The 21,334-nt window shown below is 64.3% G+C and carries 15 protein-coding genes and 1 tRNA gene; 12 read left to right on the top strand and 4 right to left on the bottom strand.

Annotation, left to right across the window (positions count from 1 at the left end; genetic code table 11):
- Positions 1 to 14 precede the first annotated feature (14 nt).
- Entirely contained in the window at positions 15 to 5,465 is a 5,451-nt protein-coding gene (locus tag ACFQ7C_RS15135) for an ATP-binding protein (protein WP_378902791.1), read from the bottom strand.
- The gene (locus tag ACFQ7C_RS15130) at positions 5,462 to 9,001 is read right to left on the bottom strand and encodes an AAA domain-containing protein (RefSeq protein WP_378902788.1); all 3,540 of its coding nucleotides are present in this window, start codon (positions 8,999 to 9,001) and stop codon (positions 5,462 to 5,464) included. The genes ACFQ7C_RS15135 and ACFQ7C_RS15130 overlap by 4 nt, the downstream gene beginning before the upstream one ends.
- Positions 9,002 to 9,341: 340 nt before the next feature.
- Between ACFQ7C_RS15130 and ACFQ7C_RS15125 the strand changes: the two genes are divergently transcribed.
- Together ACFQ7C_RS15125 and ACFQ7C_RS15120 are read left to right on the top strand one after the other, a co-directional pair.
- Complete coding sequence (locus ACFQ7C_RS15125) at positions 9,342 to 9,722, top strand: helix-turn-helix domain-containing protein (protein WP_378902785.1); 381 nt, start codon at positions 9,342 to 9,344, stop codon at positions 9,720 to 9,722.
- A gap of 13 nt (positions 9,723 to 9,735) precedes the next feature.
- A tRNA-Arg gene (locus ACFQ7C_RS15120) sits at positions 9,736 to 9,807 on the top strand.
- Positions 9,808 to 9,854: 47 nt separating this feature from the next.
- Here the strand turns inward: ACFQ7C_RS15120 and ACFQ7C_RS15115 are convergent.
- Both ACFQ7C_RS15115 and ACFQ7C_RS15110 read right to left on the bottom strand, forming a co-directional pair.
- Positions 9,855 to 10,346 (bottom strand): hypothetical protein, encoded by a 492-nt coding sequence (locus tag ACFQ7C_RS15115; protein ID WP_378902783.1) that lies wholly within the window; start codon positions 10,344 to 10,346, stop codon positions 9,855 to 9,857.
- Positions 10,347 to 10,404: 58 nt separating this feature from the next.
- A complete protein-coding gene (locus ACFQ7C_RS15110) occupies positions 10,405 to 10,728 on the bottom strand; it encodes a helix-turn-helix transcriptional regulator (protein WP_349426561.1) in 324 nt (107 codons plus the stop codon).
- A 383-nt stretch (positions 10,729 to 11,111) separates the two neighbouring features.
- On the opposite strand from ACFQ7C_RS15110, the gene ACFQ7C_RS15105 reads away from it, so the two are divergent.
- The 10 genes from ACFQ7C_RS15105 to ACFQ7C_RS15060 all read left to right on the top strand — a co-directional run bounded on the left by ACFQ7C_RS15105 (position 11,112) and on the right by ACFQ7C_RS15060 (position 21,326).
- Positions 11,112 to 11,846 carry a hypothetical protein gene (locus ACFQ7C_RS15105; RefSeq protein ID WP_378902780.1) on the top strand — a complete coding sequence of 245 codons (735 nt, stop codon included), beginning with the start codon at positions 11,112 to 11,114 and terminating at the stop codon, positions 11,844 to 11,846.
- Positions 11,847 to 11,859: 13 nt separating this feature from the next.
- Positions 11,860 to 12,459, top strand: coding sequence for a M23 family metallopeptidase (locus ACFQ7C_RS15100; protein WP_378902777.1), 600 nt, complete (start codon positions 11,860 to 11,862; stop codon positions 12,457 to 12,459).
- Positions 12,460 to 12,480: 21 nt separating this feature from the next.
- On the top strand, positions 12,481 to 12,777 hold the full coding sequence (locus ACFQ7C_RS15095; RefSeq protein ID WP_378902774.1) for a hypothetical protein: 297 nt from the start codon (positions 12,481 to 12,483) through the stop codon (positions 12,775 to 12,777).
- Complete coding sequence (locus tag ACFQ7C_RS15090; protein ID WP_378902771.1) at positions 12,777 to 14,234, top strand: hypothetical protein; 1,458 nt, start codon at positions 12,777 to 12,779, stop codon at positions 14,232 to 14,234. The genes ACFQ7C_RS15095 and ACFQ7C_RS15090 overlap by 1 nt, the downstream gene beginning before the upstream one ends.
- Positions 14,231 to 15,724, top strand: a complete 1,494-nt coding sequence (locus tag ACFQ7C_RS15085) for an SCO6880 family protein (RefSeq protein ID WP_378902769.1) — start codon at positions 14,231 to 14,233, stop codon at positions 15,722 to 15,724. The genes ACFQ7C_RS15090 and ACFQ7C_RS15085 overlap by 4 nt, the downstream gene beginning before the upstream one ends.
- Positions 15,724 to 17,331, top strand: a complete 1,608-nt coding sequence (locus ACFQ7C_RS15080; RefSeq protein ID WP_378902766.1) for a hypothetical protein — start codon at positions 15,724 to 15,726, stop codon at positions 17,329 to 17,331. The genes ACFQ7C_RS15085 and ACFQ7C_RS15080 overlap by 1 nt, the downstream gene beginning before the upstream one ends.
- A 2-nt stretch (positions 17,332 to 17,333) precedes the next feature.
- A complete protein-coding gene (locus tag ACFQ7C_RS15075; RefSeq protein ID WP_378902764.1) occupies positions 17,334 to 18,623 on the top strand; it encodes an AAA family ATPase in 1,290 nt (429 codons plus the stop codon).
- A 17-nt stretch (positions 18,624 to 18,640) separates the two neighbouring features.
- Positions 18,641 to 20,452, top strand: coding sequence for a type IV secretory system conjugative DNA transfer family protein (locus ACFQ7C_RS15070; protein ID WP_378902762.1), 1,812 nt, complete (start codon positions 18,641 to 18,643; stop codon positions 20,450 to 20,452).
- 188 nt (positions 20,453 to 20,640) lie between these two features.
- Complete coding sequence (locus ACFQ7C_RS15065; RefSeq protein WP_378902759.1) at positions 20,641 to 20,847, top strand: hypothetical protein; 207 nt, start codon at positions 20,641 to 20,643, stop codon at positions 20,845 to 20,847.
- Positions 20,844 to 21,326, top strand: coding sequence for a hypothetical protein (locus tag ACFQ7C_RS15060; protein WP_378902756.1), 483 nt, complete (start codon positions 20,844 to 20,846; stop codon positions 21,324 to 21,326). Before ACFQ7C_RS15065 ends, ACFQ7C_RS15060 begins: the two co-directional genes overlap by 4 nt.
- Positions 21,327 to 21,334 lie beyond the last annotated feature (8 nt).

The raw sequence follows: 21,334 nt of genomic DNA, 5'->3' as shown, positions 1-21,334 counted from the left end.
CGCCGTCGCCGACATCAGTCAGCCACCCACCGCGAGACGACGAACCTTACGACCGCGCCACCCTCAGGGTCATTAGCGAGTTCGACACGACTCATGTCCGACTCGAACCAGCGGTATGCGTTCATTCCATGGCCGTGATCTGCGCCCCGTGGCGATGAAACGACCTCGCCTCTAGCGAAGGCGTCTATGACCTCGCGGCTAAACCCGGGGCCGGAGTCTCGAACGGTGAACGCGACATCGCTCCCCACGTCGGCGACTTCGACTCTGACAAACCCCTCTGGCGCACCCCGGGATGCACGGCGAATGGACTGGACCGAGTTGTGGAGTGCGTCCTGCAGCACAACCGCAAGCTGTGCATACGGCCCGCTCACACGAAGATCTTCGTCGACATCAGGCAGGAACAACTCGATCCCGCGAACGCCGCCGAAGTTGCGCGCGACAACCTTAAGCAGATTGGCGACGTTCACTGGCCACTCGGGGTCGCGGAGATCGTCCAGACCCACCCGCACTTCACGATCGTCCGCGAATCCGTTCTCCACTATCGTTCCCCGCATGTTGTGGAGCAGTTGTCGGAGCAAGGTCTCGTCAATACGTCGCCGGTAGTCTGACAGCGCGGTACGGACCAGCTTCTGGACGTGGTGTGCGAACCACGTCAGTCCCACGTCGTCGCCGAACCACGAGTCGTCGAGGAGGGTCCTCCGCAGCGCGTACCAAGGCGCTTTCGCCACCATCCGGTAGCGCCCCTCGGCATCCGGTTCGATGTAACGCTGATCTGACAAGCGGGCAAGTTCTGCGTCAATGTCGAACAGACTCAGGTCCGTCGGAACCTTTTCGCCGCCCCAGCTTTCCTCGACCAGGATTGCGAGCATCTGCTCAAGGTCCTCACGGGTTAGTCCGGCGCGCTCGCCGTATTCCGCGACTGTGCCGAGGACCACAATGCTCGACGCTGACCCCAGGTCTTCGAGCACCGCATCTGCGATCCACTTGTCAAATCCTGGATTCGCGCGTCGTTCCCTGAAGGAAATCGATCCGGCGGACTCCGCCTTGACCTTCTCCACGATCCGCCAAAGGACGAACGGGTGATCGCCAAGCATCTCCACCAGTGCGTCGCGCTCCACCCGGCCAACGTCCACGCCGAGCACGTACAGAAGTCGTCGGAGATTCTCTGGACCGATCGGAGGTGCGCCCGGACTCCGCGCCGCGCGATCGAGCACTTGGTCGAACGGCAGTCGCGATGCCACAAGCCTTAGGAGTCTTCGCTGCCGGACGTCGACACGCGAGGTCGGCTCGGGTGCGTTGAGCAGCGTCAGTATGTCACCGACGCCAATGACTGGCCCCTCGGCATTCCATTCCAGGTCTGTTGCGAGGCGAAAGAGCGCCGACGTTCGCGAGTCCCCGACGGCGACCGTCACCGATGACTCGTTGCTCCAGCTGATCGATGGTGTGCTGTGTGGCACAGGTAGCTGGAATCGCACCGTGGCTCCGGCGACGCCAGCGGTTAGTCGCGGTGCGGGGGCATCCGGCCGTACCAGCGCTTGTACCGCCGATACGTAGGCTTGCTCGGCGCCCTCGTCTCCCGCGGCCAGTTGCTTAAGTGCATCGATGACTTGCCAGCCGGCGGCGTCATCCTCCGTTGGAATGAACGCATCGAATCCAGATGGCCGTTCGTCGTCATGAGTCAAGCGGTAGACGAGTTCGTGTAGACGCCAACTGTGCCAGCGGAAGGGGGGAGGAGGCGTACCGTCCGAAGACGGAAGGCCTGCGGGGTGCGACACAGCGTCGCGTGCACTCGCATATTCGCCGGCTTCGATGAGCTCCTCGATGTATGCGGCCGCGGACGCGTCGACGTCCGCTCGCGTTGTCACTTCTGCACGAATGCGCTCCGAAAATTCCTGCTGGATGCGAGCCAGGGTCGACTCCGCGGTGCTCAACGCTGCCTCCAGGTCAGGTCCAAAGTCGGTACCGGGCCGACGCCGTTCCACCGCCGGCGGCAAGTCCTCGCCGAGGCGCTCAGCAAGTGAGGCAGCGTGAGCAGTTCGGGCATCGAACGCTTCAATCCGACGGTCGCGCTCGATCTCGAACAGCCGCCGCATGCGATCAAGCGCCCGTCCATCCGCGTGTCCCGAATTCGTCGTTGCGTCGATGAACTCGGTAGCCGCCGACAAGTCCGGATCGGCCAGCAGAACTTGTAGCGCGTCCTCGGCGACGCGAACTTCGAACAAGTCGCGCGCAACGATGGCGGCGCGTTGAATCGGCCGCGCATCGGACACCGATCTCAGTCGCGGCGTGCGCCATTCCGGAGTGCGTCCGTCGTGCGGCGGCTCCGCAGGCCAGACGAGGCGTGAGAGAGCGCGCGCGCGAATCGTGGTCACGAGTGTGGGTGGAGAGTCCGACACGTCGAGGGCTGTCGCGATCGTCGAGATCGCGTCGAGAGATTCTCGCTCCCCCGGGAGCAACACGCGCGACGCACTTAGTTGGGTCCCGAGGGTATCGAGGAGGCTGTGCGCGGCGGCGCGAATTGCTCGCCGCCGTGTCGCGAACCGTGTTCGAAGACCGCCGACAATCGGCGGCGCGCCCGCTCTCTTGGCTGTTTGGTCAACCCAGCGCTGATCATCCGGCTCGTGAGAGTAGATCCAGTCCCCGAGTTGCCCCACGTCGCGCCGCTCAACGATCGACTCGAGTTCCCACAACTCCTCGCCGTCACTGAACGCGAAGTCGATCGTGAGCTTGCCAGCTTGAACACGGTAGTCAACGTTTCGGAGGCTCATGACCGCGTGCTCGAGCTCACCCCACCCATCGTCGACTCGGGCCGTTCGGTCAACACGTGTCTCATGGACTCTCAATGCAGCGACGTCGACCGCTCCAAAGTCGCGCGCGTGTGTAAGCGCCGCGCCAATCAGAGTCTTCATCGTCGGAGGACCCTCGACGCGGAGCAGGTTCAGGACCGCGGTGAGGTCTGTGTTTCCGTCCAGGAGATGCCACGCTACAAGGTGGGCGGTGAACGCTTCTAGTTCGGCAGCTGTCAACTCGCCGCTCAGCGAGTCCGCGACTACAGCGAGATCCTCTGAATCGCTTGCGAGCGCGTCGAACAGGGCGGCTCGCGGCTCGGCTTCTGCGTCGAGGATCGCCTGGCGGAAGATGGCGGCGATCCGCCAATCACCCCGACTCGCATGCAACTCGGTGAGATCCCACAGCCAATCGGCGTGGGGCGCCTCAGTCTCCGTTGCCACCAGGGCCAGCAGCAGGCGTTCACACGCAACCGGATCTCCGGCGCCACGAATGGCTGCAAGTGTTTCCTCAACGCCGGCGCGCCGGGCATGGTCGACAACGTCGTGTACGTCCGACTCTGCCGACTCCAGGATGCCTACGAGTTGCCGAGCCTCCTCGAGCGTCGCGGCTGAGCTAGGTGGTTCGGCGACTTGCTCACGTCGAGGAGAACTCGCTGTAAGTGCGCCAAGAATCGAGGCGACTTCGTCGGCAATCTGAGGCGAGACGATTTCGAGACTCACCTCACTGCTCATACGGCGCCGTGACTTGCCACTGAACGCGAGGTAATTGAAGCTCCCGACGACAGCGATGTCGTCAGCGATGAGCACCTTGGCATGGTTCCTGGCTCGGATGTGGAGGAACGCGCCCTCCGCGTTCCCGCCCTCGCCCACCAAATCGTCGAGGTCCGCCTGTGACGTGTCCGCTGCGTACTCACCAAACATCAGCTCGACGCTTACCCCATGCTTGGTCGTGGATAGGGCTCGGGATGCGAGATCCCTGGCGATTACGGGTCCCGAGACTCGGTGCGACGTCACGACCATCCGGTGCTTGACCGTGGACAGGAGGTCACGCACGAGGTCGTGGTGCTCGCCGTCGCGCAAGGGACGAACGACAGGCCTCGTGCGAGTCAGGCCCCGAGCGATTTCGATTGCGGCCGCACGCCACGCCGCCCCCCACAACCGCACGGCGGCGCTCTCCGCGTCCTGTCTCAGGAGTTCCTGCGAGAAGGTTGGGGTTACTGGTCGGGTGTAGTCGAGCGCGCCATCCCGGACTGCAAAATCCTCTGCCGACGTCAGCAGTTGTCGCGCGAGCTCGAAATTGGGAAGGACTCCACTAGCCCAACTGAGCAACTCCTCAATAGCAGGGGAAGGCCGATCGTCGCGTGCCCAAACGACAACCCCGACTTCAGCAAAGCGCGACTCGGAAAGGTAGTTCTTGCTGGTCACCAGCGCGCCGCGGTCGTCGGCGATCAATACCTTGGCATGGATGCTTGCTGGTGTGCCTGCGAATCGAACGTTGCCTCCTTGCTTGCCGTGCCGCGCGATGGCATAGAGTTCCTGCTTCACATCTTTGGCCAGTTCGTCTTCGCCCGCCTCGAGGCCCCAGATGACGAATATGCGAACCCCGCGTGCAACCGCGCGCTCTAGGGCGGGCCGGAGCTTCGCAAGGCCCTTGACTCGCACGTGAGGCAGCGCCATCACGATTTGCACTTGCGCTGCATCTAATAGCCGTTGCATGGCGTTCAGGTGGTCGTCGTCGTTCTCAACGACCTCGACATCCATCTCACGGTCAACGAGACTCGCGATGTAGTCAGTGAGCGTGCGCGCGATCGCCGACAGCCGGTCGTGTGTGCTCTGCCTCAACCCGGGGTCGACGGAGGCGAGACCGTCGGTCGAGCGGATCAGCTCGGCGGCAAGCTCCGGAGCCGTTCTTACGCGGTCGGCTTGCTTCGATGCGTACGAATGAAGTGCGCGAACAAACTCGCTGTCGGGGTTCGAGGCGATGACGTTCTGTAGTCGCCCAGCTGCGCGCTCACGGATCTCAAGACCTATGAAGGGATCGTCTGGGAGCCGCACTCTCAGCGACTCGCCGTCGCGCCAAACAGCGAGTCGTATTGGCACGTACCTGTGCCGAACCGGTGCTCCAAGTTGCTTTGGCACCGGTCGAACTTTCGTTATCCGTTGCTCGTTGAAGAACTCGATAGAACCGCCGCGAGGCTCAAGATTTCGTCGCACAGCCTCTTCGAGTTCGGATACTCGCACTTGCCGAACGTCCCGATCATCGTCCATGGGGGGGACGATGAGTCGGCGATCGCGGGCGAAGGTCCCATCGCGCTCACCGAGTACACGTCCAGTGAGTTTCTCCAACAGCACCGAGCTCACGGCGACGGTTCTGTGCGCGCTTTCTGGATTGTCGGCCCGCCCAAGGTGCTGACGGCCGGCGGCTGAAAGTGCAATCGCTTCCCGGTCGACCCCGAGGTCAACGGTGATTTGCCCGCTGGTCCAGAGATCGCCGAGGAGATCCGCCATGATCCTGGGGGTCACCCCGAATACGTCCGCGAGGGCATCCAGCTCATCGATTCCTGCTGCGATCGCTCGCATCACCAGCCGCTCCAACTCGGCAGTTGCGTGAACCGGAGCAAGCTCGATGCGGACGTCAATCACGGCGGCTTGGGCATAGACCACGATCTCGCTCATGCCAATTCCGCCTCAGGAAGGCTCACAATTCGTCCTTGGGATCGCGTGGTCGCGATGATCTGCTGCCATTCGGGTCCAGCATGGTTCTCATAAAGATCGAGATTCCCGATGATGATCAGTAGAGATCGCGCCCGCGACATGAGAACGTTCGCGCGGCCGGAGTCTGCGACGTGGCCCGCACTCGCGGACGGCGCATCCCTATCGCTCACGTGATCTCGGACCATCGAAGCGATGACAACGTCAGCTTCACGACCCTGGAAGGCGTCAATAGTGGAAACAAGTTGCGCATGTTCGGCGGTCGATGCCTGTAGCAGTTCGACTTGTTCCCGATATGGAGTGAGGATCGCAAGGCTCTTCCCATGTCTTTGAAGGTCGGGGATGAGCAGTCTCACGATTGACGCGACGTCCCTGGCCTCCGCATCGTTTCGCCAGTATGGTGTGGCCCTATTGCGATTCTCGCTGTCGATCCAGACGAGCGCCTCATCGCGAAGCCACTCTGGGTGGCGCAGTTCATGCGGTCGCCGCCGGCGCGGCGACTCGAGGCCGCCCGATGCTTGGTAGAACGCAGAAGAGACAACCTCGGCAATCCGCTCGTCCATGCGGTACTGCTCGTGGAGAGTGTGACGCCAGCTGTGGTCACCCGGCACGGTGAAGAATCCGCCGAAGATGTCGAACCCCTCGGCGAGGTCGACCCGGCGTTCGAAGAGTGCTTGCAGGTCCGGGTCAGGGTCGTGTTCGAGACGATGCAGCAAGCGCTCGACGTCGGATCGGCCGTACGCGCCGATTTGCGCCTGGTCGCCGACAAGCGTCCATCTAGTGCCTCGCGTGAGTGGCAACGCCAGTTCGGACGGCCAGGCGCGGGCAGCTTCTTCGACGATCACCCAGTCGAACGGTTCGTTTGAACCGCGCGTGACCAAGTTGCCTTCGGTCGAAGCGCCGGTGGTTGCGAAAACCAGATTCGCGCCGCGACGTAGTCGGAGTCGAAGGTCGAGTCCAACCCCATCGATCGTCGAGAGCCACTCCTTCAGGATAGGAACCAGGTCAGCGTGCTCTGCTTGACGCTGGCTTAGCCAGTTTCGAACGAGCCGCTTGATCGACACTACGAACGCTTCCACGGCTGCCCGCTCCAGGTACTCGCTCACGCGTGCGGAGACTCGAGACTCGCCGAATTGACTGGCCACGCGCAGCGCTGTGTGGGTCCGGTTGGAGCCGTTCGACTCGAGTCCGAGCGTGTCGAGAATGCGCTCTGCGAGGTTGTCGAGCGCATCGTGGGATTGCGCCGACACGAGCACCCGAGCTCCTCGTTCTCTCCGGAGAAAGGCCGCGACCGCTTGTGCCGTAATCGTCGTCTTTCCGGTTCCTGGCGGACCCTGGAGAACGAAGAACGTCTCGTGCGCAAGCATTTCTCGAACGACGCTGGCGCCCTCGCCGACCAGCTTGCCCGATGCAGTGACATCCCACCGCGGTCGGCCCCGCGGAGCGCTAGTAGGACTTGAGAGCTGCGTTAGGAGGTCGCGCCGGCGAGATAGCTCATCAACGGCGTCACGCTGCGCGCGCACCTGTGAGGATGACGCACGATCTCCTGCGACCATGATCCAGCCTCGCTGGGGAATCGGCCGATCAGCGCGGAGCACGATTGTCGTCCCTCGGACAGAGTCGACGGTGGCGCGCATCCCATCACGTAGGCGAGAACCTTCTTCAGCAATCCGAACTTCGATCGTCGAGACTTGCTCCGCCTCCTGGCTCCTGATGAAATCGCTAAGAGACGGGCGTTCCGGGTCGTCCAGGAGCATCCTGGTCAAGGAATCAAACGATCGCCTTGCGCGATCTTGCTCCTCGGGATGATTCGCGACGATCTGGGGGCGACTCGGAACGGAATCGTCGATAACTTCGTAGGCATACTCCCTGCTACGGAGTATCGCTGCTTGATAGTCGACGTACCACTCCATAGCTTGGCGCCTGTGGAGGAGTGCGTCCTCAGACGGCGCCTCGACCTGCAGACTGGCGAGGAGCGGAAGCCAAGACAACCGCCCCTTCACCTTCGCATCGTGTACGGGCTTGGCGAGATTGAAGCTCACTGCCTCGACCTCGGGAAGCACCCTCGACATGTGGCTGGTAATGAACGTCTCCAACGACCTCGGCATGAACCCTTTGTCGACCACATAGCGGACGATCTGGATCTCCGGGTACAACGTTCGCTTCTGGAGCCCCTGCTGCTTGAACATTGTGTCGAGGAACCAAACGAAACGTCGACCCTCGATCACCGTCTTCGCGCTCTTGGCTCTATCAGGTCGGCCGTCGTTTACGAATGGGCTCGCTCCATCCTCCGAGCGGAGAAGTCGCGCCCCCCGCATGTCGAATTTGATGAGTTCGGCGAGTTCGGCCTCTCCCGACTGCGTCGAAGTGGACTCCGACAAGTAGCCCCACTCCTTGAGGGTTTTGTCGGATCGGTGCTCTCCGGGCTGGTACGCCACGAGATAGGGCTCCGCCAGTCCGGTCCCGGACTGGAAATCGACGAGCGCGGCATCGTAGACGCGGCCGAGTTCGCGAACGACATCGAATGCAGTGGGCCTTGGCGGGGTGGCATCGATCATGCGCAATAGGAGCGACCTCAGTTCGCTCGGAAGATTGCTGGCACCAACCGCGGTTCGAATGCGGTCCTGAGCTACGAGTAGCGACTCCAGTGAGCCGAAGTCCCCCTCATCCCCGAGCGTCTCGGGACCTAGGAGCCACTCCACGGCGATCATCCCGAGGCCGAACACGTCGCCGGCGAAGTCCTGCTCGCTGGAGGCCTCAGTGCCAAAGATGAACCTCAGCCGTTCAGGCGACGCGAAGATTCGGCTACGGGGCGGCTGCGCCCTTAGGAAGTTCCGCACCTCAGTCGGCCCAACCCGACCTGGCCGCCACGATCGCAGGAGGTTCGAGAACATGCCGCTCATCTCGAACCGCGCGAGCTGAACCCGTAGTCCCCTCGCCTGAACCTCCGAGTCTTCGGACTGAGCTGACGCACCGACGAGTTCGTACTCGACGGCTCCGGACCACAAGTTCCGGTGAATGATTCGGCAATCATGAATAGCCGCTAGCGCATCCGCCAGCAACCACAAGTGCTTCACCGCGTCGCTTGGCCGATCAAGGAGAAACTGTGCGAGATCGACCGGGTTTCCGTCGATATCGACCGTCGGCAACACGGCTCGAGTGCGAATGAAGGCAACTCCGGGCTCATCAGCTGTGGCCGCAAGGTAGCCACTGTCAAGCATCGTGGGAAGAGCCCCATGCCCTAGATTGCCGATTCGCTCCAACGTCAACGCCTCCTGGCGCCAGAGAGTCGCTCCGAGTTCACCAATTCCGACGTAAATCGTCAAGGCGACCTCGGTCTCGCCATCCGCAGACACCTCGGGATACCGATAGATCGCGCCCTCAACAACGGTCTCAGGAGCGGCGTCCGCATCGGGTCGCGCAACGAAGTGTTCTGTGCCGTGGTCGGCGTGCTCGCGAATACGACGTACTGCGGCCTCAATGTCGAGGTCACCGGGCACTGCGCCTCCCCTGATCGAGTTGTCGAGACTTCCTGGCTGTCGCATGCGCGTTCCCGCATCGTATCGGCGAAGGTAGGCGCCGGTCGACTCGCCGCATCCGCTGGGATATGCCCTGCCGCCTCCGACATCAAAACGCCTGGCACAAACCATCCGATCAACTCTGGCGCGCATCGGATTTACCCCCCGCCCCGGGGCCCAACCAAATGGCCTGGCATCCCTCAGGTCGAGAGAGACGCCAAGGGAGGCCGCGCACTGGCGCATTTGGGGCGTACGATGCTCAAAGGACGGAGCTGCTCGGGCCCTGGGGGCAACCCCGGGGCCTTCGTTCGCAGGAGGGACCATGCGGTTCAAGGTGGTGGTGACGAAGGTCGAAGTGGCCGAGTTGTGGATTCGAGCCGCCGATGAAGAATCCGCGGCGAAGAAGGTAAAGGACGAGTTGACCACCTCATGGGCATTCGCCGGTCGGTGGGAGACGAAGGCCACCGACGTCCAGGTGGTCGAATTGCAGCCTGAGCCGGGTACCACCGATCAGCGCCAACTGTCGGCGTCGGGGCCGATGCTGCTCAAGCTGAAAGACGCGGCGAGCGAACTTGGCATCTCCTACGGGACGTTGCATGCGCTGATGAAAGATGGGGTCATCGAGCACACCCAAGTGGGATCCGGCAAGTACATCTCGCGGGCGACGCTAGCGGCATTCATCCAGGCAAACACCCACAGGTAAGATGAAGACGCTGGCCTCCGTAGCTCAGTGGAAGAGCCACTCCGTCCTAAGGAGCGGGTCGGGGGTTCGAATCCCTCCGGGGGCACGTAGTGATGAGTGCCGACATAGGTCCCACCCGAGTCGCTGCACAGGTCATGTTGCTCGAAGTTCGGGACCCGCCTTCCCGCGCCCGACCACAGACCGCCTCACGTCGTTCTCTCGAGGAGCCGCAAAGGCCAACGACTTAGGCCGTCGATATGCTCCTAGGAGCGCAAGGCGAGCCCGACCGGGTACCGCATCCATCGGCAGCACGTACTCGATCCATGCCAGCGCAACCGCGCGCGGGTTGATCTCGAGGTCGTCTGCATCGAAGTAGACGCTCGCGAGATACTCACGTCGACCGGCGCGCACGGTAGACCGCTCGGCGAAGGTCGGGACAGCGCGCGGCCGACGTGACTGATTCGTCATCGAGAGAGCGGATCGCCACACCTGCTCAACAACGCGGTCTTCCACGACGCAGGCAGGGTGCATCTCTACTCGAACATGATCGATCACGTAGGCGCGGCGAGCGCGCCGTTTCAACCAGACGGCAGCAATCGCAACGAGGACAAGGCCAGCAACCAGCACCCAGGTCAAGATCTCCACCGCGACCACCTCCCAGGGCTAACCCCAGGCATACCGCCGGCCACCGACACTCGACGGCTCAGAACTCGCCGATCGCCATCCCGAGACGCAGGTAGAGGTCGGTCACGGCCTCGTTGTTCACGCTGTATTTGACCCAGACGCCCTTTCGGGACTCCCCCGCAACGCTGGGCGGGTCAGCGATCACGAGGCCGGCCGCCTCGAGCTCATTGAGCCGGGGCTGTATCGTCGTCGGCCCCAGATCCAGCGCGTCGCAGATCGGCCCAACCGTCACATCAGGGTTAGAACGCAGATAGCGGAGGATCGCCGCTTTGACGAGATTGCCCAATAGCGCGATCGGGTCGTGAGCATCTTCAGAGCCCGCTGGTTGCGCGAGACGTGGCATGTCGCCATTGTGTCGCAGTGGCCGCCGGGAAGTCCAGCAAAGCATCCAATTTAGTTGTTTACTTTCCCTCCACACTCGTATACCGTGTGGGCATGTCAATCCGTCGGGTACTTCTTGGACTGCGCACAGCAAATGTGCCTTCGACAGTGTCCCCCGTTCGGTCGACAGACAACATCCTGATCCAGCTAATAAACTACGCGGTCCCCGGGGAAGCATCGGTCCACTCCTCCACAGGAGACAGCGGCACCAGAGTTATCCACAACCTTGCGTCGATTCCTTTTCCGCGAGCGCATCGCGTGTCTAGGATGCGGTCACGGCGACCGTCGCGCGAGCAGAATCGTCCGTGCACGGTGGCTGTCCTGAAGGATCAGGAGGGCTGACCGATGATGATGAGCGACAGTTCAGGACGACGCGGTGTCGCGTGGGCGATCATCGGCGGACTTGTCCTTATCGCCGGAATTGTCGCGATCATCGTGAGCGCCATCCTCGCGCAACCAGATCCCACTCCGACAAGCGGGCCAACCTCGTCGAGCACACCTATGCCGACAGAGTCCAGCAAGCCCGCCGGTACGTCCGTGGATCCGTCGGCTGCTGACCGTGGCTGGACACCCGAGCCGATCACCACGGATGCCGATACCTACATCGCCGCTGCCCTGGCCGCAGCCTCTACCTTCGACACCACCCTCAGCACCCGCGAGGAATGGCTCGGTTACCTCGACAGCTGGTTCACACCCGACACGCGTTACACATCGGAAGCAGATCAGCTGTCCTCGATGGAGGATTCGCAGGTCGAACTCCGGACGGGCGTCGTGCTGCCACAGGAGGAGTGGGACTCACTCGCTGGCGAGGATGGCCGCGTCTCGGCAGTACCGACGGGCGAGGTCGCGTACGTCCCGGTGCCCGACGATGTGTCAGGTGACATGTCGATCGGCACGTCCGACGTGACCCTCACTTTCACTCGCTCGGACAGCTCCGGTGGCGAGACGTCGTACGACGAGCAGGTGCGCGTGAGCGTGCAGGTGCTCTGCGGCGCGGCATCCGTGCCGACGGCCAATTCAGACCAGCATGCAGGCGACTGCAAGGTGGTTCGCTACTTCACGGAGCCCTTGGAGCCCTGACATGGGAGCCCCGGTGATCGCCGCAGCAGCCCTCAACACGAGGACTGGTCGGAAGATCCTGACAGGGGCACTCGTCGGCGTCCTTCTCATTGCGGGGTTCCTTGTCACCCCGCTCATTGCGGTGCCCTTCGCGATCATGGGCGCGGCCGCGAGCACAACCGAGACGAAGACGGATGCCGCGCCGGCTGTCATCGGCGACTGGAGTTACCCGCTCGCGGGCGGCTATTCCAAGGGTCGTGGCTTCGGCCACAACCCGGTCGTCGGATGCGGCTACTGCTCGGTGAATCACCAGGGCTATGACATGGCGCAGGGATGCGGGGCCAGGGTCTTCGCCGCCGGCCCAGGGCGCGTCATCACCGCCGGCTCGTATCAGGGCTACGGCAACACCGTCCGGATCGATCACGGCGACGACGTGGTCACGCTGTACGGCCACATGCAGTGGGAATCGCTCCGCGTCTCCGTCGGCGACGACATCACCGCCGGCACACCCATCGGCGCCGAAGGCAACACTGGCAAGTCCTTCGGCTGCCACCTCCATTTCGAAGTCCGCAGATCAGGTAACCCGATACCTCCCGAGCCCTTCATGGCCGCACTCGGCCTGCCACTGAAGTAGTCACCGCGAAGGAGAACGATCATGAACACCTACGCCGCACCGATGGATGTCGATATTCCCGATATTCAGCCGGACTTCTCGGCCCCGTTCTTTCAGGGCTTCCAGGTCATCGCGTCCTACATTCTGGCGGGAGCGATGCTCGTCGTTCTGATCATGTTGATCATCGCGGGAGCCGCTCTCGCGTTCCGCGGTTTGGCATCCGATCGGGTCCGCACGTGGGCGGGTGAGAACATCCTCTGGATCTTCATCGCTGCCGCGGTGCTGGGCGCGGCATCCGGTCTCTTCGCCTGGTTCGTGAACTTCGACTTCGGATTCTGATGAACCTCGTCCGAGTTCTCCGCCTCGGCTTCGCCGTCGGGATCGCGCTCGCGCTCGGTTCAGGAACCGCCGCGCACGCGACGGTGACGGATGCCGCAGCCCCGATGCCGATGGCTGCTGTCAGCGGCGAACCATGGTCGGCACCCGCCTACCCCGTCGATTGCCAGGGCGCAGTCGACCAGGTCACGTGCACGCCAATGGACCCGAACAGCGTCACCGCGCAGCAGTGCTTCATCGGCGTCAACATCGCAGGAGAGAAGAACACGGTCTGCACCACCTTCGAGGGGCATGCGCGGGCGATTCAAGCTGACGGTGGCCGCGCGCTTGAGGTGAAATACGGCTGCAGCATCGGCGATGCCGTCTGCGTGACGTTCGAGAATGCCGGCCGCGGCATGGCCCTCGCTGCGACCGGGATGATGTTCTCCGTCGCCGACAACATGCGCTTCGACACGTCCACCCTCCTGTGGAGCGCCGCGCTCGATCAATGGTCGTTCTGGCAATGGGCGATCCTCATCATCACCTTCGGTGCAATGGTCTGGGCGATCGCCGCCGCCGTCGTCTCGGGCGACCGCGAAGAGCTCGTCGGCGCCCTCGTTCGCTCGTTCATCGCGATCCCCGCCGTGCCGATCACCCTGTGGCTCACCGGTCATCTCCTCAACGCCGTCGACGACATGACCTGGTACATCCTCACCGGCGACGGCCGCGATGCCCTCTACTCCACACTCCAGTCGGTCATGTGGGCGGGCGGTCAGGCGAACTACTTCTTCGCGTTCCTCATCCACTTCATGCTCATGCTCGGGATGCTGCTCCTCATGCTCGTGTTCGCGTTCCGCAACATCGTGCTCGCGGCGCTGATTATGGTCGGGCCGGTGGCATGGATGCTGTTCCCTGTGCGCGGGATCGGGCCGCAGTGGGTCGTGCGCTACGCGTCGGCTGTCGTGGTGCTGCTTCTCACCGGGCCGCTGACGATCGGATTCGTCACGCTGATCATCAACGGCCTCGCATCGGTGAAGACCATCTGGAATCCGCAGTCGTGGCCACTGATCATCGGCCTCGTCCTCGTCGCTTTCGCTCCGTTCGCACTTTTCGGCCTGTTCAGTTTCGCGGGCGCTGTCGCTGCTGACGGGGTTGGATCACGCCTCGGCTCCCACGGCGGACGAATGGCCGCGGGCGCAGCTCGCTCCGCCGCGCGGATACCGACCCGCCTCGGCGCGCTCCCCTCGGGCATCCGCCCTGCGGGTAGTCGACCGGGATCGACCGCTCCGTCACCGAAGCCCGCGACAACCCGGTCGACGCCCACCACTCCGCGCGGCGCATCGACGCTGTCTCAGACGCGCACGACGTCAACTACGACACCACAGCGCGCAGCGGAGACCCCGACTCCCCCGACCTCTACCTCATCGCCTCGATCACCACAGCCTCCCCAGACCCCCAAGCCTGATCGGAGTTCGTCATGACCAGCACTCCCGAGTACGCGCGCCCCGTGCGTCTGCCGCGCCGGTCGCGGCAAGGCGTCGTCATGGGCATGGACCCGTGGCAACTCGCGTTCGTCACCGCGGCCGCTCTCGTCCTGCTCATCTTCGTGAACCGCTTCGGGCCGCCCGGTCTGCTCTACGGCGCACCGATCTACTTGGCGTTCGGTGTCACTGCCCTCACTAGCATCCAAGGCGTCTCCGCCCCGCGGATGGCGGGGCTGTGGTTCATGAAGCAACTCCGCCACGCGACGGGCGCGACGACGGAGAAGTTCCGCCCTGAGCGGCCACGGATGACCGGAACCCTCAACCTTCCGGGCACTCGCGCGTCGATTCAACTCTGGGACGTCAACAACGTCGCAGCGACATACAACCCGCGCGATCGTTCGGTGTCGGTGATCGCCGAACTCGAAGTACAGGGATTCCTCATGCAGGATCTGCCCGAGCGTTTCGATCTCGCCGAGCAATTCGACCGGGTACTGGGGCCCTTCACGCAGCGACCAGGCGTCAAGCGGATCACCCTGCAGGAGCGCACACTGCCCACGACGATCCGCGCGGCCCGCGAGCACTACGAGAAGGTGCAACGCCTTCGCAAGCTCAACCCCGATTCCCCTGTCGCGCAAAACTACCAAGACGTCATGGATCGCTCCGAGCGTTTCGAGGTGGCGCACCGCAACTACATCGTGCTCACGCTCGACCTGGTCTCGCTCGGTTCACAACTCAAGGCACTCGGTGGCGGCAAGGAAGCGATCGTCACTCTCGCGCAAATCGAGGCTGGCAACCTGGCCGATGCCCTGACGTCCGCGAAGATCACGGTGCGCCGCTGGCTTTCGCCGCGCGACGTCGCCGCCCTGGGTCGACTGTCGTTCGACCCCGAGTTCGCACCGATCGTTCAGAACCGGCCCGAGAAGGTTGCGGGTGTTGATCCGGCTGCGATCGGTCCGATGTACCTCGAGGAGCCGAAGGGCCGCAATGGCATCGTCATGACCGACTCTGGCATGCACACGACGATGTGGATCCACGAGTGGCCGCGCTCAGACTCCCCCGTCGGCTTCCTGTCGCCGGTCGTGTTCGCGCGGCATCCGCATACCGGTGAAGCGATCACCCATATCTTCTCGATCGTCTTGACTCCGGTGCCCGTGTCGAAGGCGCTGAAGCGCATCCGCGACGAAAAGAAGGTGTGGCGCGGCAACGAGTCCCTCCGCGCGAAGCGGGGTGCAGACGGGTCGGCGGCGGATGCTGCAGACTGGCGTGCTCTCGAACAGCGCGAGCAGGAGATCGCTCGAGGCCACGGCGAGTTCCAGTACGGCGCTTATCTCACGGTCACCGCACCTGATGAGGAACGCCTCGACCAGGCGATCGCCGGCATGCGCAACGCGCTCTCCCGCGCAGGCATGGAGGCGCAGATCCTTTACTGCCAGCAGGCCGAGGCGCTGATGGTCAACGCGCTGCCGATCGGGATGGGGATGAAGTGATGGTGCGGCACGCGGCATCCTTCACTCCCGTCGAACTCACGCGGCGTGAGAGGCGCGACCTGCAGCGGGAGATTAGCCGAGCCCGCCAGGACCAGATGCCGGCGCGCACGTCGCGTCGCGACCGCGGCCTGCCTGAGGCCGGTGTCCCCGGTCCGTTCGGTCCCGGCCTCATCAACGGCGGGTACTGGAACCTCGCAAGGGCCTGGATCCCCGCGCATCAAGCGACCTCTCAGCACATCGCAGGGATCTACCCGTTTGTAGCCGACTCTGGACTCGGCCACCGCGGGCCGATCCTCGGGGTCGACCTCAACGCCGACGCACTCTGGCACTTTTCGCCCTGGGAGACCTACGTCGACGAGTCCGAGCGCGGCACGTTCTCGACGAACATCCTCGTGCTCGGTGCATACCGAGGCGGCAAGTCCGCGACAGTGAAGACCCTCGTCACTCGGTCCATCGCGTTCGGGCACCAGGTCGTCGTTCCGTCCGATCCGAAGGGCGAGTGGGTCGCCGTCGCCGAAGCCATTCCGGGTGGTCGCGTGATCCGCCTCGGCGGTGGCACCGGCACCAGGCTCAACCCGCTCGACCGCGGACCGCGCCGTACCGACGCGACGGACGAGCAGCACGAGCAAATGGTCAAACAGCGCCGGATCAACACGCTCATCTCTCTCATCGAGATGACGTTGGGCTCGCGTCTGTCCGCGGTCGAACACGCCGCGCTTCTCGACGCGCTCGACCGCTGCATCGATCGCACCGCCGATCGTCCAACGCTCCGGGGCGTGTACGAGGAACTCGGGTCGATCGCGAGGGACACGAGCGCTGACTTCCACGCCGCCGACGGCGCGATCCAGCCGCGATTCGTTTTGCGCCGCTTCGTCGAAGGAGACCTTGCGGGTCTCTTCGAGGACGAGTCGACGGTCGAGTTCGACCAGGCCGCTCCGATCGTGGTCACCGACACCTCCGAGCTCTTCGCCCGCGGCGACCTCGCGGCGCAACTCACCCAGGTGTGCTCCACCGCCTGGATCCAAGCCGTGATCTCCGACCGCGCAGCTCAGCGCACACGCTACGTGGTGCGCGAAGAGGGTTGGCGCGACATGACCTCGCTGTCGTCATTGCAGATGTTCCAGCAATGGCTCAAGCTCTCGCGCCACTACGGCATCAGCAACATCGTCATCCTGCACAAGATGGGCGACCTCGACGCCGTGGGCGATGAGGGCTCGCTCGAGCGGTCGCTCGCGTACTCGATCGTCGGAGACATCGAGAACAAGTTCATCTTCCGTGTGAACCACCAGGAGCAAGCGGCGCTTCGAACACGCCTCAATCTGCCGGCGCCGCATGTCGAGATGGCTCGACACCTGCGCAAGGGCGAGTTTGTCGCCTACGTCGGCCAGTACGCCTACCTCGTCGACTGCTTCGCCACGTCGACCGAGTGGGAGTACCGACTCTTCGCCACCGACGACGCCGTTACCGCCGCTGACCGCGATGACGCCGAACTCCCAGTCATTGACGCCACGACGCTCGACGCCCTGTGGCCGGACGCACGAGACACCGACACCGGAATAGAGGGATGGCTCACCGCCAACCCCCGCGAGAACACCGAGGAGCAGTGAGCATGAGCACCATCATCAGCCACCCTCGCGCATACGCCGACGTGACTGGGCGACACATCACGTTCATCACGCACGACGGCTACGGCGAAGAGATCCAGGCCGAAACCGACGACGACGTTCGCCACGCGATCGTCCGACGCGCGACCAGCGAGGCTCGCCGCTCAGGTGCCCCGCTCGAACTGATCACCTCGGGCGACCACGGCAAGCACCGACTCCTCGTCGCACCCGACGGGCAGGTGACGCCCCTCGAGCCGCCGGCGCCGGCATCCAACCCGCCCGACCGACCCAGCGGGCGCACCCAGACGTATCGAGAGGAGGTGAGCGAACAGGCTCCGCAGCCGGCTGCAACGGAGACCCCGACCGCACAGGCTGCGGAGCCGCCCGCTCGTCCGTCGTTCCTCGAGATGCCGACGACCGCACCCACGGCATCGACGGGCTGGCGCGGCGTGGCACGACGCATCGGAATCACGGTTCGACCGTCGGCCGCGGATCGTCACCGCGCCGAGTGGGCATCCGTCGTCTCAAGGCAGTGGGCGGGATGCCGCACCATCGCTATCGCGAACGGCAAGGGTGGTGTCGGCAAGACGATGACCACCGCGATGCTCTCCGCCGTCTACGCGCGCGAGGGCGGCGGGAACGTGCTCGCGTGGGACAACAACGACACTCGAGGCACGCTCGGTTGGCGCACCGAGCAAGGGGTGTACGACACCACACTCCGCGACCTGCTGCCCGAGGCATCTCGTCTGTTGACGCTCGGGGCGGGGGTCTCCGACATCACGCGGTTCGTGCACCACCAAGCCACAGATCGGTATGACGTGCTGCGCTCGAACCCGGAGTTGCTCGCCACCGATCAGCGGATCGCGGCAGCGGAGTTCGACCTTCTGATGCAGGTCGCCGCCCGGTTCTACCGGCTCGTCATCTTCGACTCCGGCAACGACGAATCGGCCGAGCGCTGGCTCCGCATGGTCGACAACTCGTACCAACTCGTCATCCCGACGCTTGCGACACCGGAGTCGGCTGAATCGGCCGCGCTGCTGCTTGACGCGTTGCGTGGACGCGACGAGCGGTCGAGCGTCCTCGCACAGCGGGCGGTTGTGATCGTCACGCAGTCCGAGCCCGCGCCGGCCGAGGCTCGCCGGATCGCGGATGGCTTCGCCGGCCACGTCCGAGCGGTTCACGTCATCCCGTTCGATCCTGCACTCAAAGCGGGCCAGCTGCGCTTCGACTCCCTCCGACGACGCACTTGCGATGCGTGGTTCGCAGCAGCGGCGGCGACAGCCGAGGGGTTGTGAGTGCGATGAATCAGGGCATGCTCGGAAAGGCCATCGCCGTCCTCGTCGCGGTGGCAGTGGTCCTCTCGCTTGCATTCGGCTTCCTGGCGGAAGCGCTCACGCAACTGGTGTGCGGCGCCCGCCCGACGCCGGAGCACCTCTTCGCGGGACTCGCTCTCGCGATCACCGGCGACCCGTCGGAGTACTCGTCGCCTGCGGGATGCGTGATGCCGGTCGTCTGGATCCGTGTCGTAGACATCGCGGTGATCGTCGTTGTCGGCGCGCTCGTGGCGTGGGGGCTCGTTGCCCTGCGGAGGTACCGCGAATCCGACCGCGGATTCCTCGCCGATCTGCGAGCTCGCCCCGGGTTCGCCACGTCGACCGAAGTCCGCGATCATCTCTCCGCAAAGGCCGTCCTCCGCCGAGCGAAGCATCTTCGCCCCGACCTCACCAAGCCGACCCCGACCGACGTGGGATGGCGCGTCGGGAAGTCGCGCGGGCAGGACGTGTACGTCTCGATCGAAGACTCCGTCGCGCTCGAAGGTCCACCCCGCTCCGGCAAGGGGTACAGGGTACTGATCTCCGCAATCGTCGACTGGTCTGGACCACTCATCACCACCTCGACGACGAACGACAATCTCACTGCGACGATGCGGATGCGGCAGACGCGCGGCGATGTTCACGTGTTCGATCCTCAGAGGTTGTCGGGCGCGAGGCAGCCACTTCGTATCTCCCCAATCGCAGGCTGCGAAGACCCGATGGTCGCGATGCAGCGCGGCAACGCGATCATCACCGGCACCGCGCTCGGCGCCTCAAGCACAAACGGCGAGTGGGCACAGGCAGCGGGCGTCGTACTGGGTCGACTTCTCCACGCGGCCGCCGTGGGCGGCAAGTCGATCGCCGAGCTCTACGACTGGGGAACGAGCCCGGCGCAGACCCGCGACGCAGTCAACATCCTCAAGGCCGACGGCGCACCCGGCTGGGGCGACAGCCTAGGTGCGACAATCGCCGGGGACGAGAAGCTCGTGTCGTCGATCTGGTTCGGAGTCAGCGGTGCGGTCGCACCGCTCGCCGTTCCACAGATCCGTGACGCGCTCTCACCTCGGCCCGGCGACCTCGAGCTGGTACCCGGCGCGTTCCTGGATTCCGCCAACACGCTGTACTTGATCGGCTCGTCGGCGGGCGCATCAGCGATGGGTGGATGGCTCGGCGCGGTACTCGACGACATCGTTGAGGTTGCCCGCAACCGGGCACTCGCCTCGCCGGGTGCACGCCTCGCCCACCCGCTCGGGCTCATCCTCGACGAGATCGCGAACATGTTCCGCTGGGGCAGCCTGCCGCGAATCATGGCAGACGGCGGCGGCCGCGGGATCTGCACCTTCATCGTGCTGCAGGCGTTGTCCCAGGCTGAGACGTCGTGGTCTCGTGCTGAGGCGGACACAATCTGGGCCGCTGCGACCGCGAAGGTACTCCTCGGCGGCGCGAGCCACGTCGACCACCTGCGCGACGTCGAGTCGCTCCTCGGTATGCGTGAAACGCGACGTGAGCAGCGCTCGTGGTCGACTCGGGATGCCGGATACTCGACCAGCGAGCACCATGAGCGTCGCCCGCTGATGTCGGTCGACGAGATCCGCCGGCTCCCGCCCAGCGCAGGTCTCCTCGCCTATCGCAACCGGCGCAGCGTGCTTCTCGACCTCGCCGGGTGGGACGAGCGCCGCGACGCCCGCGCGATCCAGACCGGCAAGCGCGAGACCGAGCGGGAGCAGCAGACGACGTTCGAGGAGGCTCGTCGCGCGACGATCGCTCCGCCGCCCTTCACCGAGCGCGCCGAGGCGGTGAGCGAAGAATGACGAACCGACGAAAGCCTCTGCACGCGAAGGCTTACCGGTCGGCCTTCCTTCGCTCACGCGCGTGGTTCGCGCGTCGCGACGAGTGGTTCGCGGCGCAGTCCCTGACTACGCATCCCCTCACCTGCGCCGGCTGCGATCGACCGGCGAGCAGGCGGGCACTCGAACTGCATCATCTCGACTATGCAGGCGTGTACCAGACCGAGGACGGCCACTGGGTCGCACGCGAGCGTCACGCAGACCTCGTGCCGATGCATCCCTACTGCCACGAATTGCTGCACCGACTCATCGATCGCGACGCGGTGCTGTCGCGCCATCGCACCCGTCGCGCAGCATCCGAGATCGCTCTGAATGCGCTCCGCCGCAAACTCCAGGCGCTCAACGGGACTGCGTCATGACCGACTACGACGACCCGCCAGACCTCGATGACCTGATGGCTCAGGAGATGAGTGACTTCCATCCCGACATCCGGTCGGGCCCATCGGAGCCGATCGGCGCCCGCATCATCAACTGGCGGACGTTGCCCGATTCTGACGCTCGTGCGGCATGGGATTCGTTGCGCGAGTGGGTGGAGTGGTTCACCGTGCGATACCAGATCTCGGAATCGATCGTGCCGGTGTGCTGGTTCAAGCACGGTGACCTCGTCGAGGAACTCTCGGCGCTGCACATCGCGCACGGCGTCGCGTTCGATTCTTCTGACGCCGGATTCGGACCGATCGGGTGGCATGAACGCCTCAGCCTGGCGATGCCTCGTCTCAGGAACGCGTACGCCGGCGGATGCTCACGTGGTCACAGCCCGTACAAGCCCCGCTCGTGGACGAACGCGGTCGACGATCAGGAATGGGACGCGTGGGCCAATCAGGCTCACGCCGGGTGAGGCGCCGC

Origin of the sequence: Microbacterium sp. NPDC056569, assembly GCF_042793475.1 — a bacterium.
GTDB lineage: Bacteria > Actinomycetota > Actinomycetes > Actinomycetales > Microbacteriaceae > Microbacterium.
This window is presented reverse-complemented; position numbering and strand designations above follow the sequence as displayed.

What these genes read in the sequence shown, in the direction of transcription:
- ACFQ7C_RS15135 (WP_378902791.1), bottom strand. Translation starts at nt 5,465, where the DNA reads ATGAGCGAGATCGTGGTCTATGCCCAAGCCGCCGTGATTGACGTCCGC.
- ACFQ7C_RS15125 (WP_378902785.1), top strand. Translation starts at nt 9,342, where the DNA reads ATGCGGTTCAAGGTGGTGGTGACGAAGGTCGAAGTGGCCGAGTTGTGG.
- ACFQ7C_RS15110 (WP_349426561.1), bottom strand. Translation starts at nt 10,728, where the DNA reads ATGCCACGTCTCGCGCAACCAGCGGGCTCTGAAGATGCTCACGACCCG.
- ACFQ7C_RS15105 (WP_378902780.1), top strand. Translation starts at nt 11,112, where the DNA reads ATGATGATGAGCGACAGTTCAGGACGACGCGGTGTCGCGTGGGCGATC.
- ACFQ7C_RS15095 (WP_378902774.1), top strand. Translation starts at nt 12,481, where the DNA reads ATGAACACCTACGCCGCACCGATGGATGTCGATATTCCCGATATTCAG.
- ACFQ7C_RS15090 (WP_378902771.1), top strand. Translation starts at nt 12,777, where the DNA reads ATGAACCTCGTCCGAGTTCTCCGCCTCGGCTTCGCCGTCGGGATCGCG.
- ACFQ7C_RS15085 (WP_378902769.1), top strand. Translation starts at nt 14,231, where the DNA reads ATGACCAGCACTCCCGAGTACGCGCGCCCCGTGCGTCTGCCGCGCCGG.
- ACFQ7C_RS15080 (WP_378902766.1), top strand. Translation starts at nt 15,724, where the DNA reads ATGGTGCGGCACGCGGCATCCTTCACTCCCGTCGAACTCACGCGGCGT.
- ACFQ7C_RS15075 (WP_378902764.1), top strand. Translation starts at nt 17,334, where the DNA reads ATGAGCACCATCATCAGCCACCCTCGCGCATACGCCGACGTGACTGGG.
- ACFQ7C_RS15070 (WP_378902762.1), top strand. Translation starts at nt 18,641, where the DNA reads ATGCTCGGAAAGGCCATCGCCGTCCTCGTCGCGGTGGCAGTGGTCCTC.
- ACFQ7C_RS15060 (WP_378902756.1), top strand. Translation starts at nt 20,844, where the DNA reads ATGACCGACTACGACGACCCGCCAGACCTCGATGACCTGATGGCTCAG.